The 19538-nt window shown below is 58.5% G+C and carries 17 protein-coding genes and 1 pseudogene; 8 read left to right on the top strand and 10 right to left on the bottom strand.

What is annotated here, in order from left to right:
• Nucleotides 1-20 precede the first annotated feature (20 nt).
• A complete protein-coding gene (locus AB4P91_RS20800; RefSeq protein ID WP_395603567.1) occupies nt 21-1070 on the bottom strand; it encodes an NAD(P)-dependent alcohol dehydrogenase in 1050 nt (349 codons plus the stop codon).
• Between the two features lie 189 nt (nt 1071-1259).
• On the opposite strand from AB4P91_RS20800, the gene AB4P91_RS20795 reads away from it, so the two are divergent.
• Entirely contained in the window at nt 1260-2189 is a 930-nt protein-coding gene (locus AB4P91_RS20795; RefSeq protein ID WP_395603566.1) for a Gfo/Idh/MocA family protein, read from the top strand.
• Nucleotides 2190-2390: 201 nt separating this feature from the next.
• On the opposite strand, the gene AB4P91_RS20790 is transcribed toward AB4P91_RS20795, so the two are convergent.
• Entirely contained in the window at nt 2391-2750 is a 360-nt protein-coding gene (locus AB4P91_RS20790; protein WP_395603565.1) for a DUF6124 family protein, read from the bottom strand.
• 556 nt (nt 2751-3306) lie between these two features.
• On the opposite strand from AB4P91_RS20790, the gene AB4P91_RS20785 reads away from it, so the two are divergent.
• On the top strand, nt 3307-3594 hold the full coding sequence (locus AB4P91_RS20785; protein ID WP_395603564.1) for a hypothetical protein: 288 nt from the start codon (nt 3307-3309) through the stop codon (nt 3592-3594).
• A gap of 119 nt (nt 3595-3713) precedes the next feature.
• Here AB4P91_RS20785 and AB4P91_RS20780 read toward each other — a convergent pair whose 3' ends face one another.
• The 3 genes from AB4P91_RS20780 to AB4P91_RS20770 all read right to left on the bottom strand — a co-directional run bounded on the left by AB4P91_RS20780 (nt 3714) and on the right by AB4P91_RS20770 (nt 8460).
• Complete coding sequence (locus tag AB4P91_RS20780; protein WP_395603563.1) at nt 3714-5258, bottom strand: class I SAM-dependent methyltransferase; 1545 nt, start codon at nt 5256-5258, stop codon at nt 3714-3716.
• Nucleotides 5259-5547: 289 nt separating this feature from the next.
• On the bottom strand, nt 5548-7929 hold the full coding sequence (locus AB4P91_RS20775) for a DUF3772 domain-containing protein (RefSeq protein WP_395603562.1): 2382 nt from the start codon (nt 7927-7929) through the stop codon (nt 5548-5550).
• A gap of 72 nt (nt 7930-8001) precedes the next feature.
• On the bottom strand, nt 8002-8460 hold the full coding sequence (locus AB4P91_RS20770) for a metallophosphoesterase family protein (RefSeq protein WP_150596591.1): 459 nt from the start codon (nt 8458-8460) through the stop codon (nt 8002-8004).
• Between the two features lie 57 nt (nt 8461-8517).
• On the opposite strand from AB4P91_RS20770, the pseudogene AB4P91_RS20765 reads away from it, so the two are divergent.
• A pseudogene (locus AB4P91_RS20765) lies at nt 8518-8646 on the top strand (transposase); the annotation flags it as partial.
• On the opposite strand, the gene AB4P91_RS20760 reads toward AB4P91_RS20765, so the two are convergent.
• Nucleotides 8642-9274, bottom strand: coding sequence for a TetR/AcrR family transcriptional regulator (locus AB4P91_RS20760; RefSeq protein ID WP_150595398.1), 633 nt, complete (start codon nt 9272-9274; stop codon nt 8642-8644). The pseudogene AB4P91_RS20765 and the gene AB4P91_RS20760 sit on opposite strands and share 5 nt — an antisense overlap.
• 159 nt (nt 9275-9433) lie before the next feature.
• On the opposite strand from AB4P91_RS20760, the gene AB4P91_RS20755 reads away from it, so the two are divergent.
• Nucleotides 9434-10174 carry an SDR family NAD(P)-dependent oxidoreductase gene (locus AB4P91_RS20755; protein WP_150596590.1) on the top strand — a complete coding sequence of 247 codons (741 nt, stop codon included), beginning with the start codon at nt 9434-9436 and terminating at the stop codon, nt 10172-10174.
• Between the two features lie 169 nt (nt 10175-10343).
• Nucleotides 10344-10754 carry a VOC family protein gene (locus AB4P91_RS20750; protein ID WP_150596589.1) on the top strand — a complete coding sequence of 137 codons (411 nt, stop codon included), beginning with the start codon at nt 10344-10346 and terminating at the stop codon, nt 10752-10754.
• Nucleotides 10755-10965: 211 nt separating this feature from the next.
• Here AB4P91_RS20750 and AB4P91_RS20745 read toward each other — a convergent pair whose 3' ends face one another.
• The 3 genes from AB4P91_RS20745 to AB4P91_RS20735 all read right to left on the bottom strand — a co-directional run bounded on the left by AB4P91_RS20745 (nt 10966) and on the right by AB4P91_RS20735 (nt 14957).
• Nucleotides 10966-13356, bottom strand: coding sequence for a TonB-dependent siderophore receptor (locus tag AB4P91_RS20745; protein ID WP_150596588.1), 2391 nt, complete (start codon nt 13354-13356; stop codon nt 10966-10968).
• A gap of 118 nt (nt 13357-13474) precedes the next feature.
• Nucleotides 13475-14455: a DUF4880 domain-containing protein gene (locus AB4P91_RS20740; protein ID WP_395603561.1), complete on the bottom strand. Its 981-nt coding sequence runs from the start codon at nt 14453-14455 to the stop codon at nt 13475-13477.
• The gene (locus AB4P91_RS20735; protein ID WP_150595393.1) at nt 14442-14957 is read right to left on the bottom strand and encodes a sigma-70 family RNA polymerase sigma factor; all 516 of its coding nucleotides are present in this window, start codon (nt 14955-14957) and stop codon (nt 14442-14444) included. Before AB4P91_RS20735 ends, AB4P91_RS20740 begins: the two co-directional genes overlap by 14 nt.
• 213 nt (nt 14958-15170) lie before the next feature.
• Between AB4P91_RS20735 and AB4P91_RS20730 the strand changes: the two genes are divergently transcribed.
• Complete coding sequence (locus AB4P91_RS20730; protein ID WP_395603560.1) at nt 15171-15887, top strand: class I SAM-dependent methyltransferase; 717 nt, start codon at nt 15171-15173, stop codon at nt 15885-15887.
• A 111-nt stretch (nt 15888-15998) separates the two neighbouring features.
• Here the strand turns inward: AB4P91_RS20730 and AB4P91_RS20725 are convergent, their stop codons facing one another.
• Entirely contained in the window at nt 15999-16892 is an 894-nt protein-coding gene (locus AB4P91_RS20725) for a LysR family transcriptional regulator (RefSeq protein WP_150688591.1), read from the bottom strand.
• A gap of 127 nt (nt 16893-17019) precedes the next feature.
• Here AB4P91_RS20725 and AB4P91_RS20720 point away from each other — a divergent pair, with 127 nt between their 5' ends.
• On the top strand, nt 17020-18207 hold the full coding sequence (locus AB4P91_RS20720; protein ID WP_395603559.1) for an MFS transporter: 1188 nt from the start codon (nt 17020-17022) through the stop codon (nt 18205-18207).
• Between the two features lie 233 nt (nt 18208-18440).
• Nucleotides 18441-19469 (top strand): alpha/beta hydrolase, encoded by a 1029-nt coding sequence (locus AB4P91_RS20715; RefSeq protein WP_395603558.1) that lies wholly within the window; start codon nt 18441-18443, stop codon nt 19467-19469.
• The last annotated feature ends 69 nt before the right edge of the window (nt 19470-19538 follow it).

The following is a 19538-nucleotide window of genomic DNA, read 5'->3' as shown; positions in this document are numbered from 1 at the left end:
GCTGCCAGCGGGTCAAACCGCTAACCGGCGAATGTCGCGTTGTCGATCACGAAGCGATATTTCACGTCACCCTTGAGCATGCGCTCATAGGATTCGTTGATCTGGTCCGCGCGGATCAGTTCGATGTCGGAAACAATCCCGTGCTCGGCACAGAAGTCCAGCATCTCCTGGGTTTCGGGGATGCCCCCGATCATCGAACCGGCAATCGTGCGGCGCTTCATGATCAGGTTGAACACGTTGGGCGATGGATGCGGCGAGGCGGGCGCGCCGACCAGCGTTAACGCGCCGTCACGCTTGAGCAGCACCAGGAAAGCATCGAGATCGTGGGGCGCGGCCACCGTGTTGAGGATGAAGTCAAAGCTCTTCGCATGCGCGGCCATCTCTTCGGCGTTACGCGACACCACGACCTCATCGGCGCCTAGCTGTTTCGCCGCTTCGCGTTTCGATTCAGAGGTGGTGAACGCGACAACATGGGCGCCCATCGCGTGGGCCAGTTTGATGCCCATGTGACCGAGGCCACCGATGCCGACCACACCGACTTTCTTGCCCGGACCGGCGTTCCAGTGCCGCAGCGGCGAGTAGGTGGTGATGCCCGCGCACAGCAGCGGCGCGACGGCCGCGAGTTGCGCTTCGGGATGACGAATACGCAGCACATAGCGTTCATGCACGACAATGTTTTGCGAGTAGCCGCCCAGCGTCCAGCCCGGTGCGTCAGGCGTCGGGAAGTTGTAGGTGCCGATCATGCCGTCGCAGTAGTTTTCCAGACCGGTTTCACAGTCGTCGCAGTGTTTGCAGCTGTCGACGATGCAGCCGACACCGACCAGATCACCGACCTTGAAATCCGCAACATGCGCGCCGATCGCCGAAACCCGACCGACAATTTCGTGGCCCGGCACGCAAGGGAATTGCGTGCCAGCCCATTCGGCGCGCACCTGATGCAAATCCGAATGGCAGATGCCACAGAAGGCAATGTCAATCTGGATGTCATGGGCCGTGGGTGCACGGCGGTTGATCTGCATGGGCTCAAGGGGTTTGTCGCCAGCGTGGGCACCGTAGGCTTGTACAAGCATGGGAACGTCCTCAATGAATGTGTCGGACGTCCATTTTTGCTGTTCCGCGCCGCCGTCAAGTAGTGCAATCCTGTGCAATGTTTGCCTGATCCTGTGCGTCGTTGTGACGTTGCACCGACAGACGAGCGCGATGATTGCGGGTAATCTGCCGGCTCGCTGACTAAAACAAGATAAAAACAGGAGTCATTGATGCAACCGATCCGACTCGGTCTGGTGGGCTACGGCAAGATTGCCCAGGATCAGCACGTCCCGGCGATCAACGCCAATCCCGCATTCCAGCTGGTGTCTGTCGCCACACAGGGCAAGCCCTGCGCCGGCGTGGAGAACTTTCAGTCCCTGAGCGAGCTGCTCGCCAACGGCCCGCAGGTTGATGCGATCGCGTTCTGCACACCCCCGCAAGGGCGCTTTGCCTTGGTGCAAGAAGCGCTCGCTGCCGGCAAACATGTGCTGGTGGAAAAGCCGCCGTGCGCCACATTGGGTGAGGCCATGGCGTTGGTCAGCCTGGCCGGGCAGCAAGGCGTCAGCGCGTTGTTCGCCTGGCATTCGCGCTACGCCCCCGGCATTGCCGCCGCCCGCGACTGGCTCGCCACGCGCACCCTGCAAAGCGTGCAGATCGACTGGAAGGAAGACGTGCGCAAATGGCACCCCGGCCAGACCTGGATCTGGCAGCCGGGCGGTCTCGGCGTCTTCGACCCGGGCATCAATGCCTTGTCGATTGTCACGCACTTGCTGGCGCTGCCGTTGTTTGTCGAGTCTGCCGAACTGCGCGTTCCGGAAAACTGCCAGTCGCCGATTGCCGCGTCGATCAAAATGTCAGACGCACGCCACCTTGATGTACGCGCCGAGTTCGACTTCGACCACGGTCACGACGAACTCTGGAGCATCGAAATTCGTTGCGCCGAAGGGGTGTTGCGACTGGACAACGGCGGCGCGTTGTTGAGCATCGACGGCGTGCGCCAGCCCGTTTCGGAGGAGGGTGAATATGCCGCGGTGTATCGGCACTTTCAGCAGTTGATTGGCGACAAGAGCAGCGACCTCGACCTTCAGCCGTTGCGGTTAGTGGCGGACAGTTTCTTCGTCGGCAGTCGCGTCTCAGTCGCCCCGTTTTACGACGCATAATCCCCATGCGGTCACAAAAAACCGCCGTCCTGGTTGATCGGGACGGCGGTTTTTTGGCCTGATGGCACTGCGTTGCTTATTCGTCAGCCTTCGCGAGCAAGCTCGCTCCCACATTGGAACGCGGCCAACTGTAGGAGCGAGCCTGCTCGCGATGGGGGCAGAATTGGCCCCGAATAACGCTGCGGATATTGACCGCGATTGTCAGCCCGACAACTCCAGATTATCCAGCACCCGATTCACCACCAGCTCCCCGAGCATGATCAACTGCGCAATCCCCACCAGCGTCCGACGCTGCGATGCCGGCACCAGCGCTGCGAAATCATTGGCGATGGTTCTCGCCGAGGCGAGCGTTTCGCAGGCATCAACCAGCAGCTCGTCGTTTTTGAAATCGGCGTTAACGGCGTACATTCTGCGGGTTTTGCGTGGCGCAGGGGTGGAACCGGGCGGGCAGAGGTAGTGATCAAGGGCGCGGTCGGCAGCTTCGTTCAGCTTTTTTGAATCGAGGGATTCGTAGGGGGAGGTGGGGTCGGTTTCGGGCGGGTTTGGTGTTGGTTTTATCATGGTGAAGCTCCTTGAGAAATGGAGCCGTCAACCTTCGCTGCTAAACGAAGAGGGTGGCGGCTGTGCGCGGGTTAGCAGACCAGGCTCAAGGATCCCGGCGCACCGAAGTGCCCCACGCAAAGCCGCCATAGGGAAATGGCGGGACTTACGTGCCTTGAAAATTGGCGAGCTGCTAAACCCGATCACTGATTCGTCAGCGACCGCACCACAATAGAACCCGCCCTCAAGGCGCACAAGCCGGCTGATTCTGGCGTAGCTGTAGGCAATTGCGCAAGGATGCGTAGCCTCAGATCCGTGTCCTCAGGTGTCATTTAAACACCCTGGTTTAAAGCGAAGATCGCTGCACCAAGGCGACGCGCTTCAGCGCATTTGACGCCGGGTCAGAAGCGCGCCAGTCGATACGCCTCGCTGCATGGCAGGTCTTTGGGCGGGTTTGGAGCTGCCGAAGGCTGCGATCTTTAGATTTTGATTGCAGCCTTCGGCAGCTCCTACGATGGGGCGCGTTCAGTGCAGCTAGACTGAATGAGCCACAACCTCATGCGACAGGAGCAACGCGATGATCGGAACACCTCGGCACCGATGCTCGCTGTGGCTCTTGCCTGCGCTCATCGTTTTCAGCCTGACGCTGAGCGCCGGCTGCTCGAACCGCAAACACTATCCGCCCTCCGGCGTAGGCGACAGTTGTTACGCCAAGGCGTTGCCGACGGTGGGCGAGGGCGGTCTGGCCTGGGGCTCCAGCCTGAACATGGCGCGGCAGAAATCCATGAACAACTGTATTCGTTATGCCGGTCGCTCAGGCGGCACGCCGAATACTTGTCAGGTGGTGTTGGCCAAGTGCAAATGATTTGAGCTGCGTAGTGAACGCATTTACCGCGGAGCGAAAGCGACTCACTGTCGTGACAAAAAAAACCGGCCTGTTCAGCCGGTTTTTTCATGCGCGATGCTTTTGCGTGTGTGTGCCTGTCAGACGATGTTCAACGCCTTGAGAATCACCAGTTTGTTACTGGCAAATACCTTGGCACTCAGCGTCAGCTCAGCGATGTTCTCTTCGGCGGTCGCCAGCGGCTGGCCGTCCCTGACGAGGACTTCGCCTTGTTCGCCGAGGATGGCCCACGCCAGTTGTGCCCATTCGGCGGGTTGTTCCTGGCCATGCTTGATCGATATCAGGAACAGCTGTTCGAAACGACTGACGGTGATGCCGCCGCCGGTCACCGGGCTGGCCAACACCTGGATCTTGTCGTTCAACAGCGAGCGTTTGCACAGTTCCAGGTTCAGGTCGTTGCAACGCGCCTGCACGCCTTTCTCGGCGGCTTCGCTCTGGCACGGTGCCACGGCATTCATGCCGATCAGTACGTTGAGCGCTTGCAGCACATCGTCAGAAGCCAGTGAGGACGCGGCGGCTGACAACTGGCGCAAGGTTTTCGGGGCATAGTCGTTGGCTGCCAGCGCTTCAAGTACCGGGCCGTAGATCTCCGTCTGCAGCGAGGCTTCACCCGCAGGCCCGCGAACGTGGACAGGTACGCTCTCTGGCGCTTGCAGCAGGATGAAACGGGTATTGAACAATGTCTGGCGCTGCTCTGCGGTGGACAGCCGGGTGGCGCCGCGCACGTAGAGATCACGTCGGAAACTCTGATTGACGAAATAGTCACGCGCCTGTTCGCGCATGATCGGATGCTCGATCCCTTCCAGGAAATCCATGCCCTCGGGCCTGAGGTTGAGCGGGTCGACCGAGTCCAGCGGCACAGCGGTGGTGACGTAGTCGAGTTTGGCGGGGGCCATGGCGTCGACCACGTCAGTGAAATACATGCAATCCCAGCTACGATTGAAGTATTCATGGGCGATGTACTGACGATTCTGCCCCTTGATGCTCTGAAGTTTGGCATCCAGATTCGGCGCTGCGCTGGCGTAGTTGGGATGGGCGGCCAACAGCGCTTCAGAGAATTGCAGAGCAGCGTCAATACGCTGATCCGGGCCGGCAGACGCCGACTTGGTGAAACGATCATGCAGGCTGAACAGGTTGCGCAGTGGCGCTGCGGGCGACCAGCCGGGGAAGCAGTTGTAGCTGACGTACAGCATTCCACCCGGTTTCAGATGGCGACGGGCAAACTCGACGATCAGTTGCTGGTTGTCGCGACTAACCCAGGTCCAGATGCCATGCAGGCTGATGCTGTCGAATTGCGGCAAGTCATTGCGGGCCAGCAGCTGCGCGAAGCTGTCGTCATACAGCCGGGCATCGCTGTTCCAGTCGCTGGCCAGCTTACTGGCAAAGGCGGCCTGAGACGGTGTGAAGTCTGTACCCACATAGGAACCGGGGTTGGCGGCGGCATGGATATTGATCGATACGCCTTGGCCGAAGCCCAGTTCGCAATGATAGCTTTCGCTCGATTCCAGGCTGGCAAAGCCGCGCAGCAACAAGCAATAACGCTGGAAGACAGGATTGATTTCCCGGCTATAGCTGTAGGTGTAGCCTTCGTCGGTGAAATACCCTTCGTTCCAGGTGTCGCTCATGTTCGTATCCTAATATTTCGTGACTGAAAGGCTGGTTTATAAGGGCTGGTGATTACGGGCCACAAGGACAAAATGCGCGTGAGTATTTCTATTCGTGTCCGCATTGTGGCGAGGATTCATCCCCCAATGGACTGCGGAGCAGGCTCCAGTCTCTAAATGGCCTCATCGCGAGCAGGCTCACTCTTACAGTGATCGGCGTCAGGTAAGGATTCTTTAAACACCCGGCAACTTGTGGGAGCTGGCTTGCCAGCGATAGCGGCGCATCAGCCAGCGAAAATATCGAACCTGATCAAGCACTCGACGCCGGCTTCGCCAACGCAATCCCGGCCGCGCCCAACCGCTTGAGCACCTCGAACAACAAATCACTCTTGGTCACCCCGACAATCCTCGGGCTGCCGACATACCCGGTCACGGTCAACGTAATCCCGTCCGGCGACAAATGGCTGAAGCGCACAAACGGCGCCGGCTTGTCGAGGATGTTTTCGTTCTCGCGGTAGGTGTTGAGGAGAAGCTCTTTGACCTCCTCGGGATCAATATCCAGCGGGAACATCAACTCCAGCGACGCCACGCCCTGGGCACTGCCGCCCAGGGTGACGTTGCGCAGGTTCTGCGAGATCAGTTGCGAGTTGGGCACGATCACGATCGAGCGGTCGCTGAGCTGGATTTCCGTGGCGCGCACATTGATCCGGCGGATGTCGCCCTCGACGCCGCTGATGCTGATCAGATCGCCGACCTTCACCGGGCGCTCGGTGAGAAGAATCAGGCCCGAGACGAAGTTCTTCACAATCTCCTGCAAACCGAAACCGATGCCCACCGACAGTGCGCTGACGATCCACGCCAGATTGGTCCACTGCACGCCGAGCGACGACAGTGTCAGCAAGATCACCAACGCGTAACCGATATTGGAAAACAGCGTACTCAGCGACGCGCACATGCCCGGGTCCATGTCGGTCTTGGGCAGGAACTCGTTGTCGAGCCAGCGGCGCAGGGCGCGGATCAACCAGATGCCGATCAGCAGCGCCAACACCGCGTTGAGCAGATGAGCGGGGACAACGTTCAGCTTGCGCAACCCGGCGCCGCCGAGGATCGCCATGATGTTGCTCGTCAACTGCCCGAGCGTGGTGCCGATGCCGCCGACAAACAGTGCGATCACCGCGCACAGCAACAGCACGGCGCGGCTGATGCCGGATATCAGGATGGCGATCTGATCCAGCCGTCGATCACCAATCCCGAACAGATGCTCAAGCGCCTTGCCGCTTGAATACCTGGGCGAAAACGCGAACTCGCAACCGTCCTTGACCACCTGAATCACCAGGTAGAACCCTGCAAGCACGATGTACGCCCACACCAGTTCATACGTGACGAACCGTGCCAGCGACACATAACCGGTCAGCAGCGCGACCGTCGAAACAACCATAGAAATGCTGGCGACGGTGAAAATCACTCCGGCGAAGGTGCTGCTCGTCTGCGGGTCATGAGCCGCAGCCAACGCCTTGCGCACTTTGCCCACACGCAGCAGCATCGTCACGATGATCGCCATGACCACCATGGCGACCACGCCACGGCCGGCCAGCACAATCTTGCTGCTCATTGCCGTCGCATTGCTGACCTGCACCAGCGTCACCAACACCAGCAATGTGCAGGACAAGATGCGCGGATAAGGCTTCAGGGCCAGCGCCACTTCATCGGCAATCGCTGGCAAACGCCACGACGGATGCTCCGTCGCCAACAACGCGCGACTCAAACCGGTGATCAGCACGCAGGCATAGACGACTTTTTCGAACTCTTCGGAGAACGTTGTCAGTATTGGCGTCAACGGCGCTTGCCGAGTCAGGGCATAGAACAGCAAATGCAAGGCGAGGGCGGTGGTGACGATGGTCGCCAGCGCGGATGCAAACGCCAGCGCACTGCGCCGCAAGCGCCCCTCCGGCATGCGGTGAATGCACACCCACGTCAGCCCTCGCTCGGCCAGCCGCCGCCCGAGCGTCCACACCAGCCATGCCAGCAGCATCAGCACCAGCGTGAAAAAGTACTCGGCAGGCGTCCAGACCGTCGCCCAGGTTTTGCGGATCTGGTCGGAGAAATAATTGAAACGCTGGGCATCACTCTCTGAAGGACTGACCAGCGGCGCCCAGAAATCCGGATTCAGCACACTCAGTGTGCGCAGCGTCAATTCGCTCTCAAGCAACGTGCGGCGGATACCGGCGATCTGTGTGATCAAATCCGCGGCACTCTGTTTCAACGCCGCGAGACTCTTCAGCGTGCCATCGACCTTGTTCTTCTGCTCCGTCAGCGCCGCCCGCTGCGCGACGATATCCGCTTGCTCCGCCGCGGCCTCGACATCCGGTGCCGCGCCCAACACTCCCAACTGCACCGCCAACTGTGCCTGCTGCGGCAACAACGACGCCGACAACCGATCAACATCCAGGATAAAAGCCTGAACCCGATCCTGCGGCCCTTCGAGTTGATTGAAATTGTTCGCCGACGAAATCTGCTGCTTGAGCGCATCGAGACGTTGTTGCAGCGCTTGCAGATCACTTTGATTAATCGCCGGCAACGGCGCCGCCGCTGCCGTGGAAGGCGCCGGCAGATCTGCAGCCCACAGCGAAAAACTGCCGGGAACGAGCAGCATGAATGCGACCAGAAACAACGACTTCATCGTGTTACGCATGGGCAGGACGGGCTCGAAGGGAACACACAGTCTATGAGGTTAGGTGATCGAGCCGGATGGAGCGGAAAAGTTTCAGGGCAGAAGGTGGATCAGCTGCGGTTCCAGTGCGTCTGCACGCACGTCGAGCAGGGCCAGCGTCACGGGGAGTTTGAAACGACGGCGACCGGCGCTGCCGGGGTTCAGGTAGAGGCGGTTGTCGCGCCATTCGATTAACGGCTTGTGGGAATGGCCGGTGATGATGAGTCGGGTATTGGCGGCGAGGAGGGCAGGGACGTCGGCGATGTCGTGAATCAACAGGGTTGGCCAACCGTTGAGATCGAGGCTGAGGTAGTCGGGGATGTTGGCAGCCCAAGGAAGGTCGAGGTCGTTGTTGCCGCGCACGGCCTGGACGGGGGCTATGTGGGATAGCTGATCGAGGATTTCGGGACTGCCGATATCACCAGCGTGGAGGATGAGGTCGCAGCCCTGGATGGCGGTCAGGGCTTCGGGACGCAGGAGGCCGTGGGTGTCGGAGATGATGGCGGTTTTCATGGGGGGAGATTAGCAGGGAATGGATGGGTGGTTTCGGCTGTGGAATCACCCGGTCAAGAGCATGAACGTCGTATTACAGGCTTCGATGACCAGGTCATTGCCATGTACGCCCGTGGCGTGACGGTGCGTGAGATCCGCGCTTTCCTGCCGGAGCAGTATGGAACCGATGTGTCGCATGATTTCATCTGGATACCAAGTTCGAGATGTTTGCTCCGGATTCCACCGCGCTGTCGCCCGACTTGAGCTCATGGGCAAGCAACCTGCCGGCAATCCGTGCGGCGTTCTCCAGGCGCTCGCTGGACATTCCACTGCATGCCGCCGCAGATAGCCCCCGCAGGGTGATCAGGATGTAGTCGGTCAGGGTCTGCGAAGCGTCCGGGCGGACGTGGTCCAGATAACGGCGGATCGCCTGGATTCCGGCATCGCCAAATTTCTCGGCCATGTTTCGAGCGATCGGATCGTCCGCGCGTAGGCCTTCGGTAATCAGACAACCACGCAAAGCGCTGTCTCGTCCGTACTGCTGCGCAGCGGCAATTAGCAGTGCGGTTAGCGCTTCGGCGGGAGGTCGATCCGGTGCCAGCAGCCTGTCCATCGGCAGCGCGTTTTCTGCGGCGTAGCGATTCATCGCTCGTTCGAACAGTTCGGCCTTGCTGCCATACGCTGCGTAAAAGCTCGGCGGTTTGATATTCATGGCCTCGGTCAGGTCGGTGAGGCTGACGGCGTCGAATCCACGCTGGTGAAACAGTGCTTGTGCGATGGCTATTCCTTGCTCTCGGTCAAAGGCGGGACGGCGCTGCCTGGGTTTTTCGTTCATGGCTTATCTCTCAAGTTGGTACGCCACTTTAGCGATCGCTACATGCAAGTTCAAATACGCTTTGCCTGCGTGCTTTTATTTAGTGGTTGCTAAATAACTTGCAGGCGGTTTTCTTATTATGTAGTGTTCGCTACATATTCGACTGTTGAGGTTTTTCCCATGCAATTCAAAAACAAGGTTGTGCTGGTCACTGGCGGCTCCTCGGGCCTCGGCTTTGCAATCGCCGAAGCATTCGTCAGCCAAGGCGCGGATCTGATCATCACCGGGCGCCGCCAGCCACAGCTCGATGAAGCTGCAAGTCGCCTCGGTGGTAATGTTTCTACAGTGCGGACTGATATCTCGGACCCTGCCTCTTTAGGGGAACTGTTCAGGCATATCGGTGCGGTCCACGGTCGTATCGATGTATTGATCGCTAACGCCGGGATGGGTGAAATCGAGCCTCTGGGTGCAATCACTGAAGCGGGCTTCGATCGGGTTTTCGCGACCAACGTCAAAGGCACCACCTTTACCGTTCAGGGGGCGTTGCCGTTGATGGGCGAGGGGAGCAGCGTTGTCATCATCGGCTCGACCTCTTCGATCAACCCTGGACCTGGTATGAGCGTTTATGGAGCAACCAAGGCGGCATTACGCGCGTTGGTGAGGAGCTGGATTCTCGACATCAGAGGATCGGGTGTACGTATTAACTTACTCAGCCCCGGGCCGGTGGACACCCCGTCCCTACGCGACGTGCTTGGTGAAAACGCGCAGCAGGTGATCGGTTTGCTCAACGAGAAGAGCACGCTTGGCCGGATCGGCCAGGCACACGAGATCGGCCAGGCTGCGCTCTTCCTGGCGAGCGATGCCTCGAGCTATGTCAATGGCGCCGAGCTGTTCGCTGACGGTGGAGCTTCTCAGGTCTGAGGTTACATGGGGCGGCCGATTCGTCCCACGCTCACCTTCCTCTGAACTCCGACAATGCCTTAGCCGGCTCCTGATGCGATTAACCCGCCCCAACCGGAAACATCGTTCGTCTATGGATGGCGAGCCTTACCAACATGCCGAGCGAATCGGGCATTTGAGGAGTTACCTAATGAGTAAATTTGCTGGATCAGTAATCGATCATGTGGGCATCGGTGTTTCGGACATTTTGCATGCTCGCGCCTTCTACGAGCAGGCGCTCGAGCCTTTGGGGATTACATTGATAATGAGCATCGAGACGGAACCACCGCAATCGACGCCTCGGAGATTGGGGTTCGGCTCCGCAGGCAAGCCATTCCTGTGGCTGCACGACGCTCCCGTTCCCAGTTACGGGGCTCATATCGCGCTGATGGCGCAGAGTCATAAGGCCGTCGACGCATTCCATGCGGCTGCCATCGCCGCTGGCGGACAGGACAACGGTGCACCCGGGATCAGGCCTCAGTACCACTCCGATTATTACGCGGCCTACGTACTGGGTCCTGATGGGGTGAATCTGGAGAGTGTTTGCCAACTGACGACTTAAGCGATTGGGCTCACACCAGGTGCCTGCCGGGTCACGTTCTTAGTCAGCGATACGATGTCATCTCGCGCTAATGGCACGTAATTAACAGCTGGCACGTAACGATGAAGATCGAACGCCCTTGCTTTCACCTTGCCGACTGATGGCCAAGTCGACGGTGCCCGCGGTAAAGCGGGCACCGCTTCCTATAAGGGAAAAAGGCTTACACGCCTGCTTACCAGTTGTAACTCACTTTGGCGGTAATCTCGCGACCCGGGTTGTAGAAGTTCGCTGTGCCGGAGCCGACCACGTGCTGCTCATCCAGCAGGTTGCTGACGTTCACCGCAAGGTCGGTGCCCTTGGCGATCTTGTAGTTGAAGGCGGCGTCGAACAGCGTGGTGCCATCGCTTTTGCCGGAGTTGGCGGCATCGAAGTAATAAGAGCCGACGTAGCGCGCACCCAAGCCAACGCTGACATCAGTGGCGGGGACGTCGTAATAACTCCAGAGCGAAGCGGAATGCTTGGGTGCCGTGGAGAACTCATTACCCTTCAGGGAGCTGCCGTCGTACAACGAACCGCGCAGTACCTCGGACTCCATATAGGAATAGCCACCGATCAGGCTGAGGTTCTGCGTCACCTGCGCCTTGGCCTCCAGGTCGAGGCCACGCGCCCGCGATTCGCCCACCGTCTGTTGCTCAATGATGCCGCTCGGCAGCACCACAGCGATGGTGACGTTTTCCTGGGTCAGGTCATAAACGGCGGCGGAGAACAGTGCGTCCATCCCCATCGGCGCATATTTCACGCCCACTTCGTACTGCCTGCCCGTCTGCGGTGTAACGCCAACCTGCGGCGGCGAGACGGATTCCACCATGCTCACATAGGTGGACACCTCATCGTTGACGATATAGGTCAACGCACCTCGGTAGGAGGTTTCGGAGAAGGTGTCTTTCTCAGTGGATTGCAAGCCTTTGCTGGTCAGGTCCATCGAGTCGTTGCGCACACCGCCGGTGACGATGAAACGTTCGTAGAACGACAGGTTCTGCTGCAGGAATACGGCCTTGGTGGTCGCGTCTCGCTTGTTCACGGCATACGGCGCGATTGAGCGTGAAACCCCAGTAAACACGGGGTTTGCAATGTCAATCGGGGTCGTCAGGGCGTAGATCGAGCTTTCCTTGGTGGTCGAATCGAGGTACTCCACGCCCACCAGGCTGCTGCTGTCGATGTTCTCGAAGCGGGCATCGTATTGCAGCATCAGATTGCCGTTGAACTGGTCGGCCTCACTGTCCGTTCCAAACATATAGCGGTCAACGGTAGTACCGACACGTGCGGCGCTGTCGCTGAGGTAAACGTAGCCAAAATCATCGGTCAACTTGCTGAAACGCAGATTGCTGCGCAGTACGAAGCCGTTATCGAAGTCATGGGTGATGTTACCGCTGAGGCTGGTGCGCTCGACATCGTGGAAGTTATAACTGGGCTCACCATAAAACTTGCTGCGGTCGTACTCCTTGTCCAGCGGATAACCGCCGCTGTTGGGCGAACTTTCGGTTTTCAGGTAGTCCAGAATCATCGTGGCCGACGTGTAATCCGTCGGTGCCCAGGTGAGGCCACCCATAAACAACTGGTTGTCGTCCTGTGAGTGATCGTACTCGCGGTCGCTGTTCTGGCCTTTGGCAGTAAAGCGGCCAGCCAGGGTTTTCTCGTCGTTCAGCGCATCCCCTACATCGATGCCTGTCTCGACATGGTCAAACGAACCGTAGGTCACATAGCCTTGGCCAAACTGTTCGAAGCGCGGCTGTTTGGTCACAAAATTCACCGAACCGCCCGGGTCCGCAGGGCCAAACAGTGTGGAGTTGGCGCCACGCAGAATCTCGATGCGCTCGTAAGCGAATGGATCTTCGCGTACGCCGCGCATCGAGCTCAGGGTCAAGCCGTCACGGTAGGTGGTGGCCTGGAAACCCCGGATCTGGAAATAGTCGTTGCGGTCATCCGTACCATAGAAGTCACTGACCACGCCCGGCGTGTATTGCAGCGCCTCTTCCGTGGTGCTGACGCTGCGTTGCTCCATTTCCTTGTTGGTAACAACCGACACCGATGCCGGTGTATTGAGAATGCTGGTTGCCACCTTGCCGCCAACCCAGAGCTCCTTGGCGACCACCGAGTTGGCGTCGTCGTCGGCACTGACCCTGACCTTGGCATTGATGATGAGAGGGGCAAGGCGGTAGTCCTCGACGTCCGTTGCGTCGAGCTCCAGCGGGCCGGCGGGCTTTGCTTGAGGGAGCAGCAGGTAGGCGTTCGGGCCTTGCTGTTCGATTTGCAATTCGCTCCCCTGCAGCAACGATGACAGCGCTGCCGACGTATCGAGCGTGCCACTCACGCCAGCAGTGGTGCGGTTCACTACACTCGACGCGTCGAATGAAAGACTGATACCAGCCTCGCGCGCAAAGCGGTCAAGCGCCGGTGCCAGTGGACCCGCAGCGATGTTCCACTGCTTGATTTGATTGCTGTGGTCAGCGCTCGACGTTTGCGCCAAGGATGGCAATGCGTAGCTGCTTACGATCAAACCCAACATCGCACCGTGCAAGGCACGATTCAATGGATGGCGCTGTGAAACCGGGGACGAACTCATTTTCTCGCTCCAAGAAAGGACATCGGCAGACTGGCCTGTATTCCGGCCTTCCAAAGAGGTCGAACGAGAATGAGAAACCACCTCATTATTTTTCAGGTTATATAAAGTTCTGATGGATTCAGGTGGCAGCGGTCACGGTCACCCAATAACGGGTCCGATAATCAATCTGCAAGTGCAGTGACTGCGCGATCAAAGCCAGGACCTGATCGTTGTCGGCGAGCTGGAAGGTGCCGGAAACGCGCAGATCAGCGACCTCTTCGGCGCAGCGCAGTACCCCGGGGCGATAACGCGACAACTCCACGATGAAATCACTAAGGCGCATATTGCGCGCACTGATCACGCCGTCACCCCAGCTCCATAGATCAAGACCGTTGTCCCTGACCATTTGGGCGCTACTTGATGTGAACAGCAGCTGATGTCCGGCCTGGACGCTGCGGCTTGCAGGCGTTTGACTGGAGCCGGGGAATACCGTGACTGATCCTTCCTGAGCCGCGACCAGAGTGCCAACGTCAAGCTCGCGCGCCAGAAAGCGCGAACTCTGAGCGCGCATGATCCCGTCACGTGATTGCACCCAGAACGGTCGCGCTTGAGGCGAGTGTTGATCAGCGCCGACATTCACGATGATTTCACCACGTCGCAGAATGAGCAGACGTCGCTGGGCGTCGAAATCGCTGTCGACGGCGCTATCGCTATTGAGCTGGATAAGGCTGCCATCATCGAGTTGGAAGCGTCGTTGCTCGCCGGTGCTGCTGCGTTGCTGCGCAAGCATGGCGGGTACGGGCGTGTAGTCCCGGCCGAGCCAGGCTGCCGTGCCAACAGTCGCCAATATGCCCAGTAGCTTCAGGCTTTCCCGCCGGCGCAATCCATGATGGGTGCCATCAAGGGTTTGTCGGGCCAGTTGAGCTGGCACGCCTGTGAGTTCATCACCAAGTGTTTCCACACGCTGCCACGCCAACACATGCTCTGGGCGCTCCTGCAGCCAGTGCTCAAAGGTGCGCTGTGTTTGTTCATCCGCTTGATTGAAGCGAAGGCGCACCAGCCATTGGATCGCTTGCTCGACAATGGCCGGATCCAGCGCCTGCGGCTCACGCCTCGACATAACGCAAGCGATAGCAGTGTTGCAGGGCCGTGGCCAGGTCGCGTTCCACGGTCGCGCGGGAAACTCCCAGCTTTTCGGCGATTTGCGCGCACGTCAGACCGTCGAGTCGGGCCAATAAAAACGCCTGGCGAACTCTCGGTTTAAGCGTACCGAGCATGCGGTCTATGCGCTCAAGCGCATCAAGAATCATCAGCCGGCTTTCTTCCGAGGGGACCTCGTGTTGAGGCAGCAACGTGACGCTTTCCAGGTAGGCACGTTCGAGTTCGCGACGACGATACTGATCAATCATCAGTCCGCGGGCGATACTGCTCAGATAGGCGCGTGGTTCGCGCAAGGGGCTGGACTGACGGGATTTGAGCAGACGTACGAAGGTGTCCTGCGCCAAATCTGCTGCGTTATCGCGACATCCAATGCGTCGGATCAGCCAGCCGTGCAACCACGAGTGGTGGGTGCGATAGAGCAGCCCTAGATCTGCAGTACCTAGTGTTTCGTCGCTGCGCATTGGAATCCCAGCAAGTACATGATTGATAATTAATCGCATTCTACTTACGCGATAGGCCTTAGGCAAATACGTGGCGCTCAGTGTCTGCTTTTGCCGACCGCTGAGCGCCGCTCCAGGCATGCATTCCCTGCAGGAATGCACCGCATAAAATCTATGCATTTTTTTTATCCGATTTCTCGGCGTACCTTGCTGCAAAGACAAGGAGATCGCCCATTGAACTCATCCACTGCCAATCCCGCCGATAAATTCGATACCTCCCGCGCCAGCGAATACGCCAGGCAAAGCCGCATCGCATTGGCCGGTTACGATGCCTGTCACGATCTTGCAGCGTGCATGTTGGCCGCCAGTCTCGGTCACTCGCGGTCGGCCAAAGTACTGGTCGTCGGCGCTGGCGGTACGGCGCAGGAAATCATCGCAATGGCCACGCTGGAGCCGAACTGGCGCTTCACCGCAGTTGATCCTTCCGAGCCAATGCTGGACGCCGCGAGGCAGCATTTGCAGGCCAACAACTTGCTGCACACAACGAAGGTGCATTTGGGGCACGTCGACGACTTGCCAGCGGACGAGTCATTCGACGCAGCGACCCTGATCGGCGTCCTCCATCACCTGAATGGCGACGAGCAAAAACACGCCATCCTGCAATCGATCAAGGCTCGCTTGAAGCTGGGCGCGCCGTTGATCGTGGCAGGCAATCATTACGCTTACGCGAGTCAACCGTTGATGCTGGAAGCGTGGGGTCAACGCTGGCGGCAACAGGGCGCCAAGGCGGAGGAGGTGAGGGCCAAACTTGGCAAGATTCTTCAGGGAGCGGATCCGCCGCATTCCGAGGCGGCGGTTCAGGCGTTGCTGCATGAGGCGGGGTTTGGCGAGGCTACGCGGTTTTTTAGCAGCCTGTTCTGGGGGGCGTGGCTAACCTGTCGAACGGTCTGAACGCAAGCGGTCGGTGTTATCCTCCTGCCGCCGCGTTTGGCTGATGTTTGAAGAGCATGAATCCCCGGGGCCCGGTCAAAATAACAAATCTCAGAGCATAGGCTCGCCCCACTAAACCCCTTCGCGCAGCGCATTCGCAACCAATGTAAATGCAGGCGAAGGTTGCCGGCGGTTGGGGTAGTACAAGTAGTATCCAGAAAATGGCACGCACCAGTCTTCCAGAACCCGCACGAGCCGGCCTTCCTGCAGATGCGGTTCAAATTCCTCTTCGGGGAGGTAGGCAATGCCCAGTCCGGCCAAAGCGGCATAGACGATGTGGGTCGAGGTGTTGAATATGAGCTGGCCGTCTACGCGCACGTTCACTTGTTTGCCGCGCCGTTCGAAATCCCACACATAGAGCCCGCCTGATGTCTGCATACGCTGATTGATGCAGTTGTGCTTCAACAGGTCTCTTGGATTTTTCGGGCGCTCGTGCGCGGTGAAGTACGCTGGCGAGGCGACGACGGCCATGCGTAAGGACGGCCCTATCGGAACGGCAACCATGTCTTTATCGATGGTATCCCCAAGACGCACACCCGCATCAAAACGATCCGCCACGATATCCCTGAATCCGTAATTGACGTCGAACTCGACATTGATATCGGGGTATTCGTGTAGCAATGCGGTGAGTTTTGGAAGGAGTGTTGTCCGCAAAACGTGATCGCCGCAGGTGATGCGTACCGTGCCGGCCGGCTTGTCGCGCAGGTCCGTCAGGATATCCAGTTCCGTTTCGATTTCATCGAAGCGGTGGCCGATCGCCTGCAACAGCCTCTCGCCGGCTGCGGTCGGCGAAACGCTGCGTGTGGTGCGCGTCAGTAACCTGATTTGCAGACGTGCTTCCAGACCGCTGATGGCCTGACTCAGCGCGGACTGCGTGACGCCCAGTACGCTTGCCGCGCGCGTAAAGCTGCCTTCGCGCGCCACCGTTACGAACGACAGCAGATCGTTGAGATTTCTTCTGACCATTTTGTAAACGCCATCACAGTCGATTAATTAGCTGAGCTTATAACCTTGTTAAGTATTCATTAGCTAGTCGCGCTTGCGTTCACTCGTCACCATTGGCGACATGAATATGAATGCTAGTGAGGCCCCAATGGTCGCTGTCTCCGCCCCCCAGAATGCGCCTGCTCATTGGAGCGGCGTCTTTGCAATGACGCTTTGTGTCTTCGCGCTGATTGCGTCGGAGTTTATGCCGGTCAGTCTGCTGACGCCGATGGCCGATGATCTTCAGGTGACGCAAGGGATGGTCGGGCAGGGCATTGCGATCTCCGGGGCATTTGCCGTTTTAAGCAGCCTGACCATCTCCTGGATGGCCGGGACCCTTAATCGCAAGATTTTGCTGATGGCATTGGCAGGGTTGATGGCCGCTTCTGGCGCGATCGTCGCACTGGCCCCCAACTATCTGACGTACATGGTCGGGCGTGCCTTGATCGGTGTGGTCATTGGTGGTTTTTGGTCGATGTCCGCTGCGACCGCGATGCGTCTTGTACCCGCCTCGCAGGTGCCCAAAGCCTTGGCCATCTTCAATGGCGGCAACGCGTTGGCTACCGTGATCGCCGCACCGCTGGGCAGCTATCTGGGCTCGATCATCGGTTGGCGCGGCGCGTTTTTTTGTCTGGTACCCGTAGCGGCGATTGCCTTCATCTGGCTGTGGATCAGCTTGCCGACCATGAAGGTTGCGCCGCGCACGTCGGGAACGGGCAATGCCTTGAAGCTGTTGAAGAACCGATCTGTCGCAATCGGCATGGCCGGGTGCGGCGCCTTTTTCATGGGGCAGTTCGCCCTGTTTACCTACCTGCGACCTTTCCTCGAAACGGTGACGCGTGTCGATGTATCCACGCTGTCGCTGATCCTGCTGGTGATCGGCGTAGCAGGCTTTATCGGCACTCTGATCATTGGGGGGTTTTTAAAACGCGGCCTCTTCCGGACATTGATAGTCATACCGGTGTTGATGGCGTTGATTGCTTTGGCACTGATTCCATTTGGCGCCTCGGTCGTAGTCGTTGGCGCACTGCTTGGCTTTTGGGGGTTGTTGGCCACCGCCGCGCCAGTTGGATGGTGGAGCTGGATCGCGCAGGCCTTGCCGAACAATGCCGAGGCCGGGGGAGGCTTGATGGTGGCGGTGATTCAACTGGCCATCGCCCTGGGCTCAAACATCGGTGGGCTGCTTTTCGATCATGGCGGCTATCAGAGCACGTTCGTGTTTAGCGCAGGCGTGCTGCTGCTTGCCGCGTTCGTGACGTTGCTGACATCTCGCTCCCCAATAGCGCAATCCGCTTGAGTCCTACAACTTTTCGGGAGATGGACCATGAGAGCACTTCGCTGGCTTGGTTTGCTTCTGCAATGCTCGTCCTGGGCGGTTACGTCGCTGTATGTGATGCCGCGTCGGCGTCCTTAGATCCGGAGAAATCTCGCGTGTGGATGACATCGCTGACCTGGCTCAGGCGCTAGGGCGAGGGGATGTGCGCGTGATGTTCTCTAAAGGCTGATCAATCCGAATCAACAGGGATTCCAATGAAAAAACTCATTGCTCTTTTAACGCTTCTTGTCAGTTCACTCTCAGCAACAGGAGCCGATATGTCCAACGGCGCAGATAATTTTTACACCAGCGAAAAAGTGACCGTGCAGAAGGTTACTTTCAAAAACCAATATCAAATGAATGTGGCGGGGAATCTGTTCATCCCGAAAAACCTCGACGCAAAATCGAAGAGCCCGGCGATTGTTATCGGCCACCCGATGGGCGCGGTCAAGGAGCAGAGCGCTAACCTCTATGCCACGAAAATGGCGGAGAAGGGCTTCGTGACTCTGTCACTGGATCTTTCGTTTTGGGGTGAAAGCGAGGGGCGTACGCGCAATGCTGTTTCGCCGGACATCTACGCCGAAGACTTCAGTGCGGCAGTGGACTTTCTGGGTGCACAGACTTTCGTCAACAAGGAACGTATTGGCGCAATCGGCATCTGTGGCAGCGGCAGTTTCGTCATCAGCGCGGCCAAGATCGACCCGCGCATGAAAGCCATCGCAACGGTCAGCATGTATGACATGGGCGCGGTCAATCGCAATGGTTTGAAGCATTCGCAGACGCTTGAGCAACGCAAGGCGATGATCGCGCAAGCGGCACAGCAGCGTGATGTCGAGTTCGCTGGGGGTAAAACCGCTTACACCAGCGGCACGGTCCATCAACTGGATGAAAACACTTATCCCATTCAACGCGAGTTCTATGACTTCTACCGCACACCTCGGGGCGAGTACACACCGTCCAGTTCCTCTAAAGAGCTGACGACGCACCCGACTCTGACGAGCAACATCAAATTCATGAACTTCTACCCGTTCAATGATATCGAGACGATTTCTCCGCGCCCGATGTTGTTCATTGCCGGCGCTGATGCACACTCAAGGGAGTTCAGCGAGGAGGCCTACAAGCTCGCCGGACAACCCAAGGAGCTGGTTATCATCCCGGGCGCCGGGCATGTTGACCTCTATGATCGTGTCAATCTCATTCCTTTCGACAAGTTGGCTACCTTCTTTGAGAACAATCTGAAGTAACCAACAGGCAGGGACTGCCGGCCGCGAAAGCCTCAAAATCTTGAGGCTTTCGCGAGAGTTCGAGTGACA

The sequence above is a fragment of the Pseudomonas sp. B21128 genome, from assembly GCF_044218865.1.
In the GTDB taxonomy this organism is placed as follows: domain Bacteria; phylum Pseudomonadota; class Gammaproteobacteria; order Pseudomonadales; family Pseudomonadaceae; genus Aquipseudomonas; species Aquipseudomonas iridis.
This window is presented reverse-complemented; position numbering and strand designations above follow the sequence as displayed.

What these genes read in the sequence shown, in the direction of transcription:
- AB4P91_RS20720 (WP_395603559.1), top strand. Translation starts at nt 17,020, where the DNA reads ATGGTCGCTGTCTCCGCCCCCCAGAATGCGCCTGCTCATTGGAGCGGC.
- AB4P91_RS20745 (WP_150596588.1), bottom strand. Translation starts at nt 13,356, where the DNA reads ATGAGTTCGTCCCCGGTTTCACAGCGCCATCCATTGAATCGTGCCTTG.
- AB4P91_RS20715 (WP_395603558.1), top strand. Translation starts at nt 18,441, where the DNA reads ATGAAAAAACTCATTGCTCTTTTAACGCTTCTTGTCAGTTCACTCTCA.
- AB4P91_RS20760 (WP_150595398.1), bottom strand. Translation starts at nt 9,274, where the DNA reads ATGAACGAAAAACCCAGGCAGCGCCGTCCCGCCTTTGACCGAGAGCAA.
- AB4P91_RS20795 (WP_395603566.1), top strand. Translation starts at nt 1,260, where the DNA reads ATGCAACCGATCCGACTCGGTCTGGTGGGCTACGGCAAGATTGCCCAG.
- AB4P91_RS20780 (WP_395603563.1), bottom strand. Translation starts at nt 5,258, where the DNA reads ATGAGCGACACCTGGAACGAAGGGTATTTCACCGACGAAGGCTACACC.
- AB4P91_RS20750 (WP_150596589.1), top strand. Translation starts at nt 10,344, where the DNA reads ATGAGTAAATTTGCTGGATCAGTAATCGATCATGTGGGCATCGGTGTT.
- AB4P91_RS20740 (WP_395603561.1), bottom strand. Translation starts at nt 14,455, where the DNA reads ATGTCGAGGCGTGAGCCGCAGGCGCTGGATCCGGCCATTGTCGAGCAA.
- AB4P91_RS20790 (WP_395603565.1), bottom strand. Translation starts at nt 2,750, where the DNA reads ATGATAAAACCAACACCAAACCCGCCCGAAACCGACCCCACCTCCCCC.
- AB4P91_RS20735 (WP_150595393.1), bottom strand. Translation starts at nt 14,957, where the DNA reads ATGCGCAGCGACGAAACACTAGGTACTGCAGATCTAGGGCTGCTCTAT.
- AB4P91_RS20725 (WP_150688591.1), bottom strand. Translation starts at nt 16,892, where the DNA reads ATGGTCAGAAGAAATCTCAACGATCTGCTGTCGTTCGTAACGGTGGCG.
- AB4P91_RS20775 (WP_395603562.1), bottom strand. Translation starts at nt 7,929, where the DNA reads ATGCGTAACACGATGAAGTCGTTGTTTCTGGTCGCATTCATGCTGCTC.
- AB4P91_RS20770 (WP_150596591.1), bottom strand. Translation starts at nt 8,460, where the DNA reads ATGAAAACCGCCATCATCTCCGACACCCACGGCCTCCTGCGTCCCGAA.
- AB4P91_RS20755 (WP_150596590.1), top strand. Translation starts at nt 9,434, where the DNA reads ATGCAATTCAAAAACAAGGTTGTGCTGGTCACTGGCGGCTCCTCGGGC.
- AB4P91_RS20785 (WP_395603564.1), top strand. Translation starts at nt 3,307, where the DNA reads ATGATCGGAACACCTCGGCACCGATGCTCGCTGTGGCTCTTGCCTGCG.
- AB4P91_RS20800 (WP_395603567.1), bottom strand. Translation starts at nt 1,070, where the DNA reads ATGCTTGTACAAGCCTACGGTGCCCACGCTGGCGACAAACCCCTTGAG.